Source organism: Enterobacter sp. CGMCC 5087 (assembly GCF_003144775.1).
Classification (GTDB): domain Bacteria; phylum Pseudomonadota; class Gammaproteobacteria; order Enterobacterales; family Enterobacteriaceae; genus Enterobacter; species Enterobacter cloacae_M.
Map to the genome: position 1 here is coordinate 100,278 of NZ_QFXN01000014.1, position 15,742 is coordinate 116,019.

The following is a 15,742-nucleotide window of genomic DNA, read 5'->3' on the forward strand; positions in this document are numbered from 1 at the left end:
CTTATCCTCTAGCTCAACGTACCTGCAGTGATTCCGCACCGATTTCCAGATGTGCGCCTTTAATGTCCTCACCAGCTTCAATAGCTTCTTTGATTTTTTTCTTGTCTGGTGCAACTACAGTGGCAACGTCTACCAGTTCGTCCGGCAACTGATCCACGTTATCGATCACCACAGAAACGGAGCCTTTGCGCACGGTGAGGGTATTTCGCTCTGTTTTAAAGTTCTTCAACTGAGCCGCCTGCAGGCATTGCAGAATGTAGGCTTTGAGGTTTTTGGCCTGCGTATCAAATGATTTTTTACGGTCGCTGAGGCGTTTAACCTCTTCGTCTACCGTTTTGGCCTGGCCTTCGAGATTGCGTACCAGCGTCATGATCCCGTCGAATTTGTCACCCAGCGCCAGCTCTTCACCTTCCAGCGTGTCGGCGATATCGTCCATTGAGAATTCGCCTTTCTCCACCAGTGCGAGCAGGGCGGTCATATTGGCGGCGATTGAAATTGCGGTGGTGTTCTGGCTCATGCTGATTGCTCCTGATTTTCAGTTAAGGTTTTAATGCGCTGATCTTTGATCTGTGAGAGACGGCGCAGGCGGCCGGACAGATATTTGGCGTGTTCCAGATCGCCTTTTGCTTCAGCCGCTTTGCGGTGGACTTCGACTTCACGCGCTAGGGTGTCAAATACCTTCTTCGCTTCATTGGTGCTTACGGCGTTCTCGATGGTGTTCGCCACCCGGGTAAGTTTTTCGTCCAGCTCGTTGCGCAAGCGTGTTACGTCCTCCGCTTTATCGCTGGCATTTTTAATAGCGAACTCCGTGGAGTTTTCCGCCTGGTATTCCGGCAGGTCGTACAGACCGAGCCACACATCTGCGCTGAATCCAAGCAGTGACAGGGCTTTTTTCAGGGCATCAGTGAGGGATTTTTTCTGAGCCTCACCATCGCATTTAATCCCATGTTTGGTTTTGAACATGTACGGCGTCGCGCCATATGCATGTACAGACCCTTCATCGGTTTCTGTTTGGTACCAGAGGCGGATTTTCAGACTGTGGTTTTGCTCAAAAAGAAGGGTGCCGTCACCGTCACGCAGCATGCGGTTACCGATAAATTTCTTATCTTCGTAAACCGGTTCGGAGAACGGCGCACCAGGGATCATGCGATCTTCTAAAATCTCGAATCCCCAGCGGCTGCCGATAGGTCCGAAAATTTCAGTTGCGCGCATGATCATGTACTCAGCGTTGATGCTGGTACCTTCAAATCCGGTGCCCGTCATTTGTTTGGTGAAGCGCGGATCCGTGCGCATTACACTACGCCAGATTTTTAGATTGTCCTGGGCGTGCTCTGGCTTCTCCTGCAGATCTTTTTCAAGGCTGGCGCCAACGCTCTGGAAATCAACTACCGGTTGCTCAGCATTCGCATAGTTTTCCTGTTTTTCCACTTCATTTGAGGCGTCCTGTTCGGTATGAACCCATTTAGGATCGTTCTTGTCGCTGATGCCCTCGACGTATTCGCCGCGACCAGCTGCCAGTTGTTTTCCCACCTCGTCAGATGTTTCACTACCCTGTTTCTGATTAACGGGATCGTTATACGTCCCGGTTTTGCGTGCCTGATATTCTTCCTGGGAGATTTCAATGCAGCCCTGCGCAATAACTTCCTGCAGCTTCGGCAGCTTATTGGCGCGCCCAATTTTATCGCCTGCAGCGGTACGGTAATAAAACGGGCCCTGACGCTCTGTTACCACTTCTTCCGGCGCTTCCTCAGGCTCGCTGTCAGGGTGTTGCGTATCCACTGAGCCAGATGCAGTCTGCGCATCTGCCAGTGTGCCATGCGCGTTCTGTGGTTCCTGTTCTTTCTCATTGTCTCCTCCTTCAATAACGCCGTGTTTTGCCAGGTAATCGGTAATGTAGGCATTCAGTTCGCCCGGGAATTTGTAGATGTCCGGTTTCGGGGCATTACGCACCAGACCGAAGATAGTGGGGCGGTCAAAGGTCAGAATATTTTCACGGGTGACGATGCATGCAGACCAACGTTTCCAGTCTTCACGATCATCTTTGATAATGCCGTCAGCCCAACGGGAAATTGAAGGATCGGTCTTAGCGGGATCCACATCACCAGACCAGAGGGCATAGGCGATTTCTTTGTTGAGAGTACGGTAATTGTGTTCGTATGTGCGACCGTTATAGGCGGTCGTTGACGACGTTGTGATCACTTCTTCGCGGTCGGCTTCGCCAGTAGCTTCTTTGCGCTCTTTCTCATGCTCTTTGAGCCAGGTCGCCAGCTGAGCTTTAATCTCCGGCCATTTTTTGTTAGTCGGGCATTTTTCGACGACGTAGGCGATTGCCTCCATAATGCGTTCTGGGTACATAGAAACAATCGGCGGCATCTTACTGACCGCTTCGACGATATGGCCGGGGAATGTACTGGCTTCATCCTGCAGTAATTCAAGGGCGGCCGGCAGCTGGTCTTTCGTGATCTCTGTGGTCATGTATTTAACCAACACCGCAATTTTCATGGTTGCGGAGAGTTTGTCGAATTCCACCAGTTGAGGGATTTCTTCCTCGTCTTCTTCGCGGAGGACCGGGAGTCCGTTTTCTGCGTCCCAGTCATAATCCGCCAGCAGTTGATCATCCCAGCAATCAATCTCACCATGAGGGAGGCCGGGAGTGTCCTCGCATACAACGAGCTCGAACTGTTCCTCGTCAACATCATGGAACTGTTCAATAAAAAGCATGGTTGCCCGTGCGCGAGCCTGGCGCAAATTTGCCGCATGAAACGCGATGGTGGTTTTTACTGCACCAGTTTCCTCAACGATATTTTCGTTGGGAATGGCATAAAGAATAAATAACGGCTTATCGTTCATGGGTTTCTCCATTTTTAACGGATTGGAAAGTGCTAATTAATTTTTTTAAAACGTTTTCTGGTAAAACATGATCCAGATGACGCTTATCGCAAAGTTTCAGCTGACCAATTGAAAGAATGACTAATTCCTCAGTGGTTAAATAACCATTGGCGACTAACTCCATAATCATTTTTTTCATTGCGCCGGGTGCAATGCTCAACGTTATTTCATCGCCATTGACGAGAGATAACTGTTTAAATGCGAGTGTGATATCCACTAATAACTCCTCATTTATCAAGCTGAGGACTTTCGAAAATCCTCATGTTGATAAATGCCCCCGCAGGGGCACAGAGTTAATGTTTGTTACGTAGGCCTGCGTGAAGGACTGAAGCCATAATTAAGGCACTAACAGCAGACATAGGAGAGTTTGCTTTGCCTGTTTCAATGCATTCGAGAGTCAAACCAGTTGTCGCCGCGAACAAGGAGCGTGCTGCGCAAGATGCGCAGCATGCTTCTTCCAGTTCACCGGACTCCATGATGGGCGTGATTAGTGGACGAGCTTCAGGATCGTTTTTATTTTTATTGAATGCAATATAACCGAGACTAACATTGCCACTGATAATGTTTTCAAGCTGGATGTGGTCTACTTTGATTTCTTCATTTTCAACAATCGTGTCGGCAATGAAGTTAATTAAAAATGCTGCTTTCATAATGTGCTCCTGAATTTTGATTGAGAAATGCCCTGCCCGTAAGGGCATAAATAAAACAGATGTTGCGTTTACTGCTTAGTTAATAAGAGGTTCGCCGCGAGAATTAAGGCAGACCTCAACGAATATATCGGTGATACGCTTTGATTCTGTCAGGTTGAATAGATACAGCTTACCGTTTTTATTTGCAGATGCCTGATATGTTTTCCCTTCATGTCTTACCAGCATTCCGGGTTTAACACAGGCGCGAATAACTTCCTGAGTTCCGTACATTACACGTACTCCCTGTATGCAGAATTTAATTCCAGTGCATCAGAGTGACAAAAATCAGCGATCTGCTTTATCTGGTGCTGAGTAAAAGCTTCCAAACATATGCGGGGGCCCTCTGCCGCGAAATATGCAATTGCATCATCATGCTGCCGATTCTCGTGCAGTGCCTGCTTGTGGGCAAACTCTACTGATACTGTACGTTCTACTTCGGTCAAGTGAGGCCAAACATCCTGCGCGGCGTCGCCTGCTGCATAAACGTAAAGGGTGTTGTAAGCGTTGTTGATTTCCAGAGCTTCGGCGTGGGCCTCTTCTACGTCCAAAACGCGGGTAAGAGATGCGTTTAATTCGCGGGTCTGCTGTTCAACGGTCTGAGCTGCGTGCGGGTTAGGTTCAACATATTCATCCAGCTGATCAGCGCAGCGGAGCAGGTCGGCCACCAGCTGAGATTTACGGGTGTAGCCGGTAGTTGGAAAATCGTAAATGCACCAGAAGCCTGCCTGTTTCACGCACTCATTCCAGTTATTGATAATCGCCGCGATAGTGCGCTTGGCGGTATTAGCCGCTTCGCTGCGTGCGGTACGTGCTAACTCGATTGCGTTTTGTTTGGTGGTCATCTTGTTTCTCCCATCGTGGCCTTATCGCGGCTAACGGAACGTTTTGCTGAGTAATCACTGTGCGGTGATTGCTGTTGATGGGGTGAATTTAGATTAACCTAAGGATTAGATCAATACATAAAATGTAGAAAAACCTAAATTAAAGGGCAAAAAAAGCTAACCTTATGATTTTTAAGGTGCTTAATTTTTACTTAGAGTGACTGTTATTCCCGCAGTAGGGGGAAAAAGAGAGATTATTTTTTCTGGGTGCGCTTACGTGCCTGCAGTAATTCGTCAAATAAGCGACTGAAGTTGTCTACCCTGGCGCGCAACTCGTTGAGTTGAGCCTCTTGCTCTGATGCCGGTAATGCATCAAACAGTTCGATCAACTCCTGATGTTGAGGCGATAACTCTTGAACCTGCTGCTGAACTGGCTCAGTTGGGACTTTATCTTCGTCACCAAACATTAGCCATGTAGGACTGCACTGAAGAGCCTTACTTAAACCAAAAAGCCGTTTTCCCGCAGGCTGTGTTTCATCTCGCTCCCATTGAGAAATAGTTACGTGAGCCACCTGGACCATTTTCCCTAAGGCAGCTTGAGATAGCTTTAATTCTTTACGTCTGCGTAACAGACGGGAGCCAAAAGTTTCGTTTTGCATATTAAGTTATTCTAAATTTTCTTTACTTAAGTTTCTCTACGATCTAATCTCCTTAGGAAAACCTAAGGGAGAGAGTGAAGTGCTCAAAAATGACGCAGTAAAATTTTTCGGAAGCAAGACGAAGTTAGCAATGGCCGCAGGGGTGAAACCTTCATCCGTATCTGTTTGGGGGGATCTGGTTCCAGAGGGCAAAGCTATGCGTCTTCAAATCGCTTCTGGTGGGGTTCTGAAATATGACCCGATTGCATACGACCAATATAAGGCTAAACGCAAAGGCAAACTGAATCATGAAAATCAGTCCTCCGATTGAGGCCGTGGCCGCCGAGCTGGAATCATGGGCGCTGGTGGAAGGTTGGAAGTTTGTTGGCCTGGCAGTGGCTGAGCAATATCACGCTGCAGGTGGTGGTTACATTCTGCCGATCACCGATACGGAAAAAGGGCTGATTAACGCCACGCAGCGCGTTAAACGGATCTTCCGTGGGTTTGATGGCCCGAGATATGCGCCACAGGCAGAGGGGTTAAAACCTGCAGCTCTGGCAGCGCTTCCGGCTGAACGTCGGGCACGGTTGGAAGCACCCGATGATCCTGTGTTGCTGGCTGCTGTTGCAGTGAGGGAAGGAATCGAGGCTGTGAATGCTGTGCACCTGAGAGCCACACCCGAAGTAATTGTCAGGGAAACAACTCAGGCGATTGCCGCTTTGATAGCTATGCGTAACGCAGCTGTACGGCAGTTTGCCAGTCCTGCCTTTGCGTGATTTGAGGTATGAAAATGAAATTAACGACGTTTAAGAAAAGTCAGCAGTTGTTCAGCTCCGGCAATAAAAAGTTCGGGGTTGTGAAAAGAATAATCCCCGTGTTCGGAAGTGGTACCGCAGTTCTTGCAGCCCTCCTGATAAGTGGAAAATGCTTTGGAGAGTTTAAGGGCGTTACGTTTAGTCATCATCCTACTCAACTTCAATATGTCACTCGAACTGATTTGAGCATTGTTGGTTTGCCCCTTTTGGGCAAGGCTAATTTTTTGCATCAACACAACGGCGATTGGATCAGCAACAGCATTGAATTCTTTGAGCCTGTCTCGCTTTATAGCAAGCCAGTGGCCGAACCAGGTTCCCAAACCAAAAGCTATAACCGTCCAGGTGAAACTAATCAGGGCAGGATTAGTGTTGAACAAAAGAACGAACTCATTCCAGATGGTGTTCATAGTACCCGGCAACTCCTTTTGAGTTTGTTAGCTAGCACCCTGTTCGCCTTTGCATTGGGTGTGTATTTAAGCCTGCGAGCGGCATGCAAACGTGATTATGCCCGTGGAATTTCCGCAGTAAAAGTCCCGGTTCTTGGATTGTTTTCTGTCCTGATTATCCCCCGGAAAATAAAAAACCGTCGCTGGCAGATCTGGGAGCAGCGTCAGTGGTTCCGTGATATGCGTCTAAGCCATGGAATTGAGGTGGCATACCGTGATACCTGGCACTGGAGAAAACTGGTTGCGGTGCAATGGGGGTGATTATGTCTAACTCATGGCTTCTTTCCGGTGATGTGTACGTAGGCCGCCTCAAGTGCAGCAATTACCGCTGGGGTATCTTCGATCGGAATATAGAACGGGGCATCTCCACCTTCAGGAATTGTAGGATCCATTTTGAAGTACAAAAGAAATCCGTCGCTATCAGCATCATGATCAATCGTTATCTGAGCTTTGTGCTCTACCGCTTCAATTGGAAACATCACAGTTACCTCAATATGTTGGACGATATTTAAGGCTACCAGTATGCCAAACACTAAGCCTAAGACCAAGGCTAACAATGAGCCTTACCGCAAGGTAAAGATCACTATGTGGGATGACCCGAAATTCAGGGCGTTGTCCGCATTGCCGCCGAGTGGGCAGAGCTTATTTATCTACCTGCTGACAAGCCCGTTCACAGGCATTATTCCGGGCCTGTTCAAGGCCGGGCGTGCTGCCATGGCCGAAGAGCTAGGCTGGGAAATCGAAGACTTCGACTTAGCCTTAGGCGAAGCCATAGCCTTAGGAATGGTAAAAGCCGACATGAAAGCCCGAGTGTTCTGGCTGCCGAATGCCGCAAAGCACAATCCCCCAGCTTCGGTGAATGTCGTTAAATCGTGGGTGCGAGCCTTTGAATTATTACCGGAATGCCCGCTGAAATGGGAAGCACTTATATCGCTTAAAGCCGCGTGCTATGGGGTTTCCGAGGCTATAGGTAAGGCTTTCGATATGGCAATGCCTTTGCCTAAGGATAAGCCTACGCCTTTGCCATCAGGTATCCAGAAAGCAGTAAGCAGTAAACAGATTTTAAAAGATCCCCCCTCTAGTCCCCCCGAGGGGGAAGCGGAATCAAAAAGCGAATATTCATCTGAATTCGAGGAGGCCTGGGCGAATTACCCCAAACGCGCTGGTGGAAACAGCAAGCAATCTGCGTTTAAGGCCTGGAAAGCTCGGATCAAATCGGGTGTGACCGCTCAGGAGCTGATTGACGGCACGAAGCGCTATGCGGAATTCGTCAGAGCTACCGGGAAATCAAATACCGAATTCGTGAAACAGGCGGCTACGTTCTTCGGCCCTGCAGGTCATTACGCCGAAGCCTGGACGCCACCAACGAGATCCGGAGGCATTGAGCCATCGGGCAGTTACGGGAATATCCCGGACGGTTTCAGGGGGTAGGCATGAAAAACATCTCAGCATCAGGCGGCGCGCTGGAGCGTCTGAAAAAAATCATTCCTGCAGGTGTAACGCCGAAGTTCAGCAACGTGGACGAGTGGCGGAAATGGCAGGAGGCGGAAGGGCGGAAACGTGCTGCCGAAGTGAACGAGCTGAACCGTCAGGCGCGTGCTGAAAAAATTCTCGGGCGCTCCGGCATCCAGGAACTGCACCGCAACTGCACCTTTGCGAACTACCAGGTGCACGAAGACGGCCAGCGTAAAGCTTTCACAATGGCGAAAAGCTACGCGCAGAACTTCGGTACCGGATTCAGCAGTTTTATTTTCAGCGGCAGCCCGGGTACTGGAAAAAATCACCTGGCTGCGGCTATCGGTAACCACCTCCTGAAGCAGGGTAAAACCGTCCTGGTGGTGACGATTCCTGACCTGATGCTGAGGGTGCGCTCGTGCTACGACAACGGCGGTAGCGAGGCCACGCTGATTGACGACCTGTGCGCTGTGGATTTGCTGATCCTCGATGAAGTCGGCGTGCAGCGTGAATCCCGCGGCGAGTTGGTCATCCTGAATCAGATTGTTGATCGCCGTCTGGCCGGTATGAAACCCGTTGGGATTTTAACGAACCTGAACCACGGGGAGCTGGAACGCGTGCTGGGTGTCCGGATCATGGATCGTCTGACGATGGACGGCGGCATATGGGTGAATTTTGACTGGGGGAGTTATCGCAAAAACGTTACTCACCTCCGCGTTGTTAAGTAGGGAGCCATGAACAAAAAATACACGTTGATTTACGCGGATCCGCCCTGGGAATACCGGGATAAAAGTAAATCGGGGAAACGCGGTGCCGGGTTCAAATATCCGACGATGAAAGTACAGGACATATGTCGCTTACCTGTCTGGGAACTGGCCGATGAAAACAGCCTGCTGGCTATGTGGTGGGTTCCAACCCAGCCTCTGGAAGCGTTGAAAGTTGTCGAGGCGTGGGGCTTTAAGCTGGTGACCATGAAGGGTTTCACCTGGCATAAAACCTGTCTCCTCCAGCCAGAAAAATCGGCGATGGGGATGGGGCATCTGACTCGCGCCAATTCTGAAGACGTGCTGTTTGCTGTGCGCGGCAGGAGACCACCACGGCAGGATGCATCGATCATCCAGCATTTTAGCGCGCCCCGGCGCGAGAACTCACGCAAGCCGGATGAGGCTCGCGAAATGCTGGTGCAGCTGCTGGGCGATGTACCGCGCATTGAACTATTCGCCCGTAAATCATCCCACGGTTTCGACGTGTGGGGAAATCAGTGTGAGTCGCCAGCGGTGGCATTAAGCCCGGCGCGAGTCATCGATATTTACTCACCAGTAGATTGATCCAATAACCGAAATGAAACCTATCGAGAGAGCACAAGAATGACAGACAGACAGGCGCTATGCGCCACCATCGATAAAGCTAAACGCTTTAATTATCAGAAAGTAGTGATGCGCATAACCCTCGCTGAAGAGCTTCTGAACGAGCTAGAAACGCTATCAAAATCAGAGTGGAAGCTTGCTGGCGAGTTGACCGAGGCACAGATGAAGATTGCCGGGCTGGAGAAGGTACATGAGTTGTTTCTACGTGCAAAGGCACTGATGTATCAATCAGGCGGAACACCAGGCGAAAACTCGCTTAACCCGATTGATTCATGGCTGTATGACGCAGAACGGGCAGAGATTCAGGAATACAGGAAAGCCGCAACACCAGAAATGAAGCTGGCACACCTGATAAATAAGTTTTACGAGCGTTACCCATTAGCCGGATTTAAGAACGACAGCGAACGGTCTGAGGCGCTGGGGTACTTCATGGCTGGCGCTGAGCTGCAGTGTTTCGGTGAGTTCGTTAAATATGAGGATTTATGCGCTGATGAATAACAAGCTAACAGACGAGCAGGTAGAAAATATCATTGAAATGGCCGCTGATGCCGCTAAACGTTACGGGCCTCAATGGGATAGCGCCCTTGTAGGTGGCGTTGGAGGCAATTTCCACGCAGTAACGTCTGACACTATTCAGGCTGTAGTTGTGCAGGCTAATGACGATAGCCGGGATTCTTCGTGGCTCTGTGACTATCTGGAGTCAGTAAGTCCGGCGGTTATCCAGGCGGCACTGACAGAGCTTCAGGAATACCGGAAAGCGGCAAGTCAGCCAATTGGTTGGACTGACGAGCAGGAATTGCGGTGCGTCGAAAAAGACGGCTGCGGATACCTGTTTACTGTTAACCCTGTTACGCCACACGCAGACTCACGTCGAGTCATTAAGCTTTACCGCCTGCCGGAGATTGAATGATGGAATTCACTAAAGAGCAGTTAATAGAACGCATCAACGAGACTTTGCCGTGCTTTCGTCATTGCATTACGCCTGATAACGAATTGCAGACACTCAAAAAGACCGTAGCCATTTATGAAGTTGCGCTCGCAGTGCTGACCGCTCCGGACGATATTCCGCCTCACGTACTGGATGGGATGAGCGATATGTGCGACGCGGGATTTGACGGGCAGGGTATTTGGGATTTATGCCGGGCGTCAATTATGCCCCCTACGCCTTGTCCTCGTTGCGGGACTGTATCAGATAGGCCAGACGGCGCTCATTATTGCCACGTCGGCGTTAAAGGAGAGTGAGATGACAAAATCGCCAATGAAATACATGGTTCGCGCGTGGAACAAAGAACTGAAAATTCCAGCTTGGGGCATGGGTAAGCGCAAGCATCGCAAAGCTTGCGCCCGTAATTGGGCTGCTGTAACTGCCGCTGCTGCTGAGTCATGGCATGAGGTAATTGATTGTCAGGACGCAGCAGACGAAGCCGTAGCAGAAGAGGTAAGCAACTGGGACGCCTGACTATGAGCGCCATTACCAGAGAACAGGCGAAAGGACGCGCCGCGATGCTCGGAAGCTAAAGCAAGCCCCCGATTTTTGTTAAGGGGCACAATAAAATTTCATAAAAATGTCGGAAAAACTCTGTGAGCGGAACGCCCGATATTACTGGCTTTCAGAAGTGTAGCTAAGGAAAATCCAGCATAAACAACACACTAGAGTTTGCATAAAGTGCTGTTAAAACGTTGATCATTTTTTCTTATGGGTATACTGTTTAAATGTACAGTATTCACGGGAGGGAATCATGAAGATAGAAATCACCATCGATCGTACGAAGAAACTTCCTGATGGCGCGGTTCCGGCGCTGGAGAAAGAGCTACTCCGTCGAATTACCCAAAAATATTCTGATTGTAAACTGACTATCCGCCGCTCTGCCTCTGACGGCCTGAGCATTCTCGGAGGAGAGAAGGGAGACAAGCAGATAATCGAAGAGATCCTGCAGGAAACCTGGGAAAGTGCGGACGACTGGTTTTATTAAGTATTCTGCCGTTGGTGTTGGCGGGTGCAGCTGCCAGCCGTTTAAAAGCACTGCCTTTTGCTAAAGGTAGGAAAGTAGGGGCATCTCATGCAAATTCCAGATGATTTAATCCCCGGGTTACCAACAGTTACTGGCCCGGTTCTTATTTATTTCTTTAAGGGCAGGCCAGAGCGCGGATATGCTTTACGCAAGGGAGAGTTCGTCACATCAATACCGGCGCTGAATGAAGCGCTCAAAAAAGCGGGCTTTCCCGCTTTAGAAGCCGAAAGGGTTTAGCTATACTCTACTCAGGCCTGAACAGCCTGCTGAGCAACACTGTGCCACGGAGAAAAACCGATGGCGCAGCTCCAACTGATTAAAACCTCAAAAAATACACTGACCCCGGCGACGCCCGAGGCCAGTGATTTTTTGCAGCGTGTCAAAATAGGCGTGTGGCTTAACTGCAATGTTACGCAGGCGCGCAATTATCTTTTCCATAAGCGATTTTTTGCCTTGCTCAATATGGGGTTCGAATACTGGACCCCTGCAGGGGGAACGATCAGCCCTTCGGAAAAACAATACCTTCACCTTTACATCCGGTATCTGATTTCCATAGTCGGTAACGAAGAAACCCTACTCGAAACCGAAGCCGCATTCACCGAACGCGCAGCACTTCGCCGTGCCGATGGGCATGCAGTTGTAAAGTCATTCGAAGCATTTCGGAAATGGGCAACGGTTGAAGCCGGGTTTTATGACGAGTTTGTTTTACCAGATAACACCCGCCGCCGTGAGGCCCGTTCGATCTCGTTCGCTAACATGAGCGAGGCAGAATTCCACGAAGTCTATAAGGCCGTTTTTAATGTCCTCTGGAATACCATTTTGTTCCGTAGCTTCGCAACGGAGCAGGAAGCCGAAAACGTAGCCATGCAACTGCTGGAGTACGCAGCGTGACCAAATGGCCTAACGAAGTAAGGCTGCTATTTCTGGCAGCCGCCAGCACTGCAGTAATCGACCACCAGCACGCCGAAAAACTCAGGGCGCACATCAATCGACTGTGGCTTTCTGCAACCCCAGAAGAAACCATTATTCATGAAATTACTATCCTTGCCGAAGCTATGGAGGGCGAACAATGCGCGGATTAATCGTTGATAATTTTGCGGGCGGTGGCGGTGCATCCACCGGGATCGAGCAGGCCACAGGCCGTGCGGTGGACATTGCTATCAACCACGACCCACACGCTATAGCGATGCACACGCGAAATCACCCGCGCACACTGCATTATTGTGAGTCGGTATTTGATATTGATCCGGTTGCGGCCACCGCTGGCAGACCAGTAGATTTGGGCTGGTTTAGCCCAGATTGCCGCCATTTCTCAAAGGCAAAAGGCGCAAAGCCCGTTAAGAAAGAAATTCGCGGCTTGGCGTGGATAGTGCTCAGGTGGGCGCTACAGACCCGTCCGCGCGTGATGATGCTGGAAAACGTAGAAGAGTTTAAAACGTGGGGCCCGCTTCTGAGCTGCGAAACTCGGCCAGATCCAGAACGTGCTGGAGAAACTTTTAAAGCTTTCTGCGCAATGCTCTCCACAGGAATTGCTGCGGATCACCCTGCATTTGCTGAAGCCTGCGATTTCCTTGAAATTTCCCCGGAAACTAAACACGGGAAAAGGCTGCTGTCTGGCCTCGGGTATGACGTTGATTATCAGGAGTTGCGAGCCTGTGATTATGGTGCTCCTACTATCCGCAAAAGATTTTTCATGGTGATGCGCTGTGACGGCAGGCCGATCATCTGGCCGTCAGCAACCCACGGAGATCCTAAAACTGAGGCTGTAAAATCCGGTCAGCTGCAGGCATGGAAAACAGCAGCTGACTGTATCGACTGGTCGCTGCCGGCAGCTTCAATTTTCGACCGTAAAAAGCCGCTGGCAGAGAATACGCTTAAACGTGTAGCGCGCGGCATGCAGAAGTTTGTAATCAATAACCCCGCACCGTTTATTGTGAAGTGCAACCACACCAGTAGCCGAGGAAATTACGATTGTTTCCGTGGGCAGCCTTTGTCTGAACCTCTGCAGACGATAACCAAAAAGCACGGGTATGCAGTGGTGATCCCACATCTTACAAAGTTCCGCACTGGCGCGATCGGGCAGGCTGTGAATGAACCAGCGCCGACAGTTACAGCAGGTACATCAAAGCGTCCGGGAGGTAACGGGCATGCACTCGGAATGGTTGAGGCGATGCTGACACCCTTTATCGTTGGTGCTGGCGGACCGAAATATTCAGCCAAACCGAGAAGCGTGGAACAGCCAATGCATACGCTGGTGAACACAAATCATGCCTGTGTGATTGCTCCTGTAATCGTTCGGCAGTTTGGCAATAGCACTGCGCACCCGGCAAATCATCCATCAGGGACAATTACTGCAGGCGGAGGAGGTAAGAGCCAGCTGGCGGCCGCCACGTTAATACAGGTCGGTTATGGTGAACGGGCAGGGCAATCGCCGCGTGTGCCTGGTATCGAAAAACCTCTCGGTACTGTCGTTGCTGGTGGTGGAAAACATGCTCTGGTGGCGGCGCACATGGTTAAACACTTCGGCGGGAATTACTCCGGGGCGGGTGTGGCAATGGACGAGCCAGCCCACACGGTAACGACAACCGATCATCACGCTCTGGTTACATCACATCTCGTTAAATTCCGGGGAACCTGTAAAGACGGGCAGCCAACAGATCAGCCTATGCCGACAGTAACAGCAGGAGGCCTGCACATTGGTGAGGTTCAGTCATTAATGCTGCCCGGCGAATACGCAACTGAGCATCCGAATGCTGAAAAAGTACGTGATTTCTTACAGCGGTATTGTGGAGACGACTGGTGCGAATTTGTTGAAATTGACGGCTGCACTTATCAGATCGTTGATATCCGCATGCGTATGCTGCAGCCGCATGAGCTGTATAAGGCACAGGGCTTCCCTGACTGGTATGTGATTGACCAGGACGCGAACGGCAAACGTTATGCGAAGGATAAACAGGTCGCGCGCTGTGGCAACGCTGTGCCACCGCCGTTTGCTGAGGCACTCGTTAGGGCGAATCTTCCTGAGCTTTGCATAGCGCGGGAGGTAGCAGCGTGAAAAAAACCGATCTCCGTAAACAGGCGCGCGGGCGTGAATGTACAGTCCGGATCCCTGGCATATGTAATTTCAATCCTGAAACGAGTGTCCTGGCGCATTACCGCCTGGCCGGTACATGCGGTACCGGCTGCAAACCGGATGACCTGCAGGGCGCAATCTCCTGTAACTGCTGTCACGACGCAATTGATGGGCGCGCAAAAACTGACTTTTCCCACGATGAACTGAAACTGATGCATGCCGAAGGCGTTATGAGAACTCTGGCAATCTGGCGTAAAGAGGGCTTTATCTGATGGATCTGCAATTACTCGAGTACGCACGGATTGAGCTTACCCGCGCGCTGATAGATAACTCCGGCAAAACCAAAGGACAGCTGCAGGCATTCTGTGAACACCCCCCAGCAGATAAAGATCGCAATCCGCGCAAACCAATTCATGTTGTAGAGCTGGATAACGGCCGGGGCGGCGTCCGGTGTGTAAAAGCTGAAAATAGCGCCGTCTATGTGCTGGAAACCCGAAGCCGCCGCAGGCCGCTGCCGCCAATAAACGATAATGAATTTTCTGCAGCACCGTGGCGCCGCGCAGTTAACATGCTTCCGGAGCATGAACAGGCATGGCTTCGTTATTGTTATGGGTTTGATCTTACGTTCCGATATCAGACGATGATATGTGAAGCTATCTGGAATGGGCACCAGCACGCGCTGCCGCCCGGGCTGCTTAAGAAAACGAAAAAGCGCATTATTTCTCTCGTCTGGCTGGCTGTGCAGGAAGTGGCGGCGCAGCAGATGAACGACACATATAAGCAATATGCTGGCGCGTTGCTCGCTACACACCTGGGGGTTTCACGATCAACATGGTGTGAGGTTTATGCACCTCACTGGAAGATGCTGAAGAGCGCTGTGGAGTTACTGGATCTTGAGTCTTTGAGTAGCGTTTTAACCAGGATGCCAGAACCAAATTTTGAGGAAGATATAGGCTGACTATTGCAAAACCGAACAAAATAGCCGATATTTAAGGCTAATTTGGTATGTTGCCAAAATTGTACAAACCCGCTTAATTGCGGGTTTTTTGTTTTCGATCCTGTTTCTCGTTAATTTCTGAATGTAATATCACCAAAATTATTTAAAACAGGTGAACTCATGAAAGAAAGTGAAGCAGATGCGCTCTACAATGAGATGTGTCGGATCGTAGGGGATGCAGTTTTTATTCTCTGTGATACTGACATAGAAACGAAGAAGTACAATATTGCGAATGCGCTCAGAACGGCTTTATCTGGTGATCACGGTCACACTGAATACATGCGTAAAGCGATGGAAGCCGCAATCACTGTTCTGGAGCGGTAAACATCATCAAAACTTTCAAGCCCTGGTATATGCCGGGGCTTTGTATTCTACCGGATCAGATTTCAGCCGCTGGTGGATACTCACCGGCGACAATTGCCGGGGATTGCATGGTTAGTTTCACTTATGTATCATCTCGCTCCCGGCCCTTTAGCTCAGTTGGTTAGAGCGTGCGACTCATAATCGCCCGGTCGCTGGTTCAAGTCCAGCAAGGGCCAC

The 15,742-nt window shown here is 50.1% G+C and carries 26 protein-coding genes and 1 tRNA gene; 19 read left to right on the forward strand and 8 right to left on the reverse strand.

Annotation, left to right across the window (positions count from 1 at the left end):
- Positions 1-13: 13 nt before the first annotated feature.
- The 7 genes from DEO48_RS00640 to DEO48_RS00670 all read right to left on the reverse strand — a co-directional run bounded on the left by DEO48_RS00640 (position 14) and on the right by DEO48_RS00670 (position 5,058).
- Positions 14-517 carry a siphovirus Gp157 family protein gene (locus tag DEO48_RS00640; protein ID WP_109844003.1) on the reverse strand — a complete coding sequence of 168 codons (504 nt, stop codon included), beginning with the start codon at positions 515-517 and terminating at the stop codon, positions 14-16.
- On the reverse strand, positions 514-2,850 hold the full coding sequence (locus tag DEO48_RS00645; RefSeq protein WP_109844004.1) for an exodeoxyribonuclease VIII: 2,337 nt from the start codon (positions 2,848-2,850) through the stop codon (positions 514-516). The genes DEO48_RS00640 and DEO48_RS00645 overlap by 4 nt, the downstream gene beginning before the upstream one ends.
- Positions 2,840-3,106 carry a hypothetical protein gene (locus tag DEO48_RS00650; protein WP_109844005.1) on the reverse strand — a complete coding sequence of 89 codons (267 nt, stop codon included), beginning with the start codon at positions 3,104-3,106 and terminating at the stop codon, positions 2,840-2,842. The genes DEO48_RS00645 and DEO48_RS00650 overlap by 11 nt, the downstream gene beginning before the upstream one ends.
- 76 nt (positions 3,107-3,182) lie before the next feature.
- The gene (locus tag DEO48_RS00655) at positions 3,183-3,539 is read right to left on the reverse strand and encodes a hypothetical protein (protein WP_109844006.1); all 357 of its coding nucleotides are present in this window, start codon (positions 3,537-3,539) and stop codon (positions 3,183-3,185) included.
- Positions 3,540-3,614: 75 nt separating this feature from the next.
- Positions 3,615-3,809 (reverse strand): hypothetical protein, encoded by a 195-nt coding sequence (locus DEO48_RS00660; RefSeq protein ID WP_109844007.1) that lies wholly within the window; start codon positions 3,807-3,809, stop codon positions 3,615-3,617.
- Entirely contained in the window at positions 3,809-4,420 is a 612-nt protein-coding gene (locus DEO48_RS00665) for a hypothetical protein (protein ID WP_109844008.1), read from the reverse strand. The genes DEO48_RS00660 and DEO48_RS00665 overlap by 1 nt, the downstream gene beginning before the upstream one ends.
- 233 nt (positions 4,421-4,653) lie before the next feature.
- Positions 4,654-5,058, reverse strand: a complete 405-nt coding sequence (locus DEO48_RS00670; RefSeq protein WP_109844009.1) for a helix-turn-helix domain-containing protein — start codon at positions 5,056-5,058, stop codon at positions 4,654-4,656.
- 79 nt (positions 5,059-5,137) lie between these two features.
- Here DEO48_RS00670 and DEO48_RS00675 point away from each other — a divergent pair, with 79 nt between their 5' ends.
- Genes DEO48_RS00675 through DEO48_RS26480 form a run of 3 tightly spaced genes read left to right on the forward strand, consistent with a single transcriptional unit; the run spans position 5,138 to position 6,559 of the window.
- Positions 5,138-5,368 (forward strand): Cro/CI family transcriptional regulator, encoded by a 231-nt coding sequence (locus tag DEO48_RS00675; RefSeq protein WP_109844010.1) that lies wholly within the window; start codon positions 5,138-5,140, stop codon positions 5,366-5,368.
- Entirely contained in the window at positions 5,346-5,813 is a 468-nt protein-coding gene (locus DEO48_RS00680; protein ID WP_109844011.1) for a toxin YdaT family protein, read from the forward strand. Before DEO48_RS00675 ends, DEO48_RS00680 begins: the two co-directional genes overlap by 23 nt.
- Before the next feature lie 14 nt (positions 5,814-5,827).
- Positions 5,828-6,559: a hypothetical protein gene (locus DEO48_RS26480; protein ID WP_146198222.1), complete on the forward strand. Its 732-nt coding sequence runs from the start codon at positions 5,828-5,830 to the stop codon at positions 6,557-6,559.
- An 11-nt stretch (positions 6,560-6,570) separates the two neighbouring features.
- Here DEO48_RS26480 and DEO48_RS00690 read toward each other — a convergent pair whose 3' ends face one another.
- Entirely contained in the window at positions 6,571-6,777 is a 207-nt protein-coding gene (locus tag DEO48_RS00690) for a hypothetical protein (protein ID WP_109844013.1), read from the reverse strand.
- Positions 6,778-7,012: 235 nt separating this feature from the next.
- On the opposite strand from DEO48_RS00690, the gene DEO48_RS27050 reads away from it, so the two are divergent.
- The 16 genes from DEO48_RS27050 to DEO48_RS00770 all read left to right on the forward strand — a co-directional run bounded on the left by DEO48_RS27050 (position 7,013) and on the right by DEO48_RS00770 (position 15,741).
- A complete protein-coding gene (locus DEO48_RS27050) occupies positions 7,013-7,729 on the forward strand; it encodes a hypothetical protein (protein WP_258306047.1) in 717 nt (238 codons plus the stop codon).
- Between the two features lie 2 nt (positions 7,730-7,731).
- Positions 7,732-8,481 carry an ATP-binding protein gene (locus tag DEO48_RS00700; protein ID WP_109844014.1) on the forward strand — a complete coding sequence of 250 codons (750 nt, stop codon included), beginning with the start codon at positions 7,732-7,734 and terminating at the stop codon, positions 8,479-8,481.
- Between the two features lie 6 nt (positions 8,482-8,487).
- Complete coding sequence (locus tag DEO48_RS00705) at positions 8,488-9,081, forward strand: MT-A70 family methyltransferase (RefSeq protein WP_109844015.1); 594 nt, start codon at positions 8,488-8,490, stop codon at positions 9,079-9,081.
- A 39-nt stretch (positions 9,082-9,120) separates the two neighbouring features.
- Entirely contained in the window at positions 9,121-9,618 is a 498-nt protein-coding gene (locus DEO48_RS00710; RefSeq protein ID WP_109844016.1) for a hypothetical protein, read from the forward strand.
- Complete coding sequence (locus DEO48_RS00715; protein WP_109844017.1) at positions 9,611-10,030, forward strand: hypothetical protein; 420 nt, start codon at positions 9,611-9,613, stop codon at positions 10,028-10,030. Before DEO48_RS00710 ends, DEO48_RS00715 begins: the two co-directional genes overlap by 8 nt.
- Positions 10,027-10,362: a hypothetical protein gene (locus DEO48_RS00720; RefSeq protein WP_109844018.1), complete on the forward strand. Its 336-nt coding sequence runs from the start codon at positions 10,027-10,029 to the stop codon at positions 10,360-10,362. Before DEO48_RS00715 ends, DEO48_RS00720 begins: the two co-directional genes overlap by 4 nt.
- Position 10,363: 1 nt before the next feature.
- Positions 10,364-10,579, forward strand: coding sequence for a hypothetical protein (locus DEO48_RS00725; protein ID WP_109844019.1), 216 nt, complete (start codon positions 10,364-10,366; stop codon positions 10,577-10,579).
- 280 nt (positions 10,580-10,859) lie between these two features.
- Positions 10,860-11,093, forward strand: a complete 234-nt coding sequence (locus DEO48_RS00730; RefSeq protein WP_109844020.1) for a DinI family protein — start codon at positions 10,860-10,862, stop codon at positions 11,091-11,093.
- A gap of 87 nt (positions 11,094-11,180) precedes the next feature.
- Positions 11,181-11,369, forward strand: a complete 189-nt coding sequence (locus DEO48_RS00735; protein WP_109844021.1) for a hypothetical protein — start codon at positions 11,181-11,183, stop codon at positions 11,367-11,369.
- 60 nt (positions 11,370-11,429) lie between these two features.
- The gene (locus DEO48_RS00740) at positions 11,430-12,023 is read left to right on the forward strand and encodes a DUF1367 family protein (RefSeq protein WP_109844022.1); all 594 of its coding nucleotides are present in this window, start codon (positions 11,430-11,432) and stop codon (positions 12,021-12,023) included.
- Complete coding sequence (locus tag DEO48_RS00745; RefSeq protein WP_109844023.1) at positions 12,020-12,214, forward strand: hypothetical protein; 195 nt, start codon at positions 12,020-12,022, stop codon at positions 12,212-12,214. The genes DEO48_RS00740 and DEO48_RS00745 overlap by 4 nt, the downstream gene beginning before the upstream one ends.
- A complete protein-coding gene (locus DEO48_RS00750; protein WP_109844024.1) occupies positions 12,202-14,187 on the forward strand; it encodes a DNA cytosine methyltransferase in 1,986 nt (661 codons plus the stop codon). Before DEO48_RS00745 ends, DEO48_RS00750 begins: the two co-directional genes overlap by 13 nt.
- Positions 14,184-14,477 (forward strand): DUF1364 domain-containing protein, encoded by a 294-nt coding sequence (locus DEO48_RS00755; RefSeq protein ID WP_109844025.1) that lies wholly within the window; start codon positions 14,184-14,186, stop codon positions 14,475-14,477. The genes DEO48_RS00750 and DEO48_RS00755 overlap by 4 nt, the downstream gene beginning before the upstream one ends.
- Entirely contained in the window at positions 14,477-15,163 is a 687-nt protein-coding gene (locus DEO48_RS00760) for a bacteriophage antitermination protein Q (protein ID WP_109844026.1), read from the forward strand. The genes DEO48_RS00755 and DEO48_RS00760 overlap by 1 nt, the downstream gene beginning before the upstream one ends.
- 159 nt (positions 15,164-15,322) lie before the next feature.
- On the forward strand, positions 15,323-15,526 hold the full coding sequence (locus tag DEO48_RS00765; protein ID WP_109844027.1) for a DUF2767 family protein: 204 nt from the start codon (positions 15,323-15,325) through the stop codon (positions 15,524-15,526).
- Positions 15,527-15,667: 141 nt separating this feature from the next.
- Positions 15,668-15,741, forward strand: a tRNA-Ile gene (locus DEO48_RS00770).
- The last annotated feature ends 1 nt before the right edge of the window (position 15,742 follow it).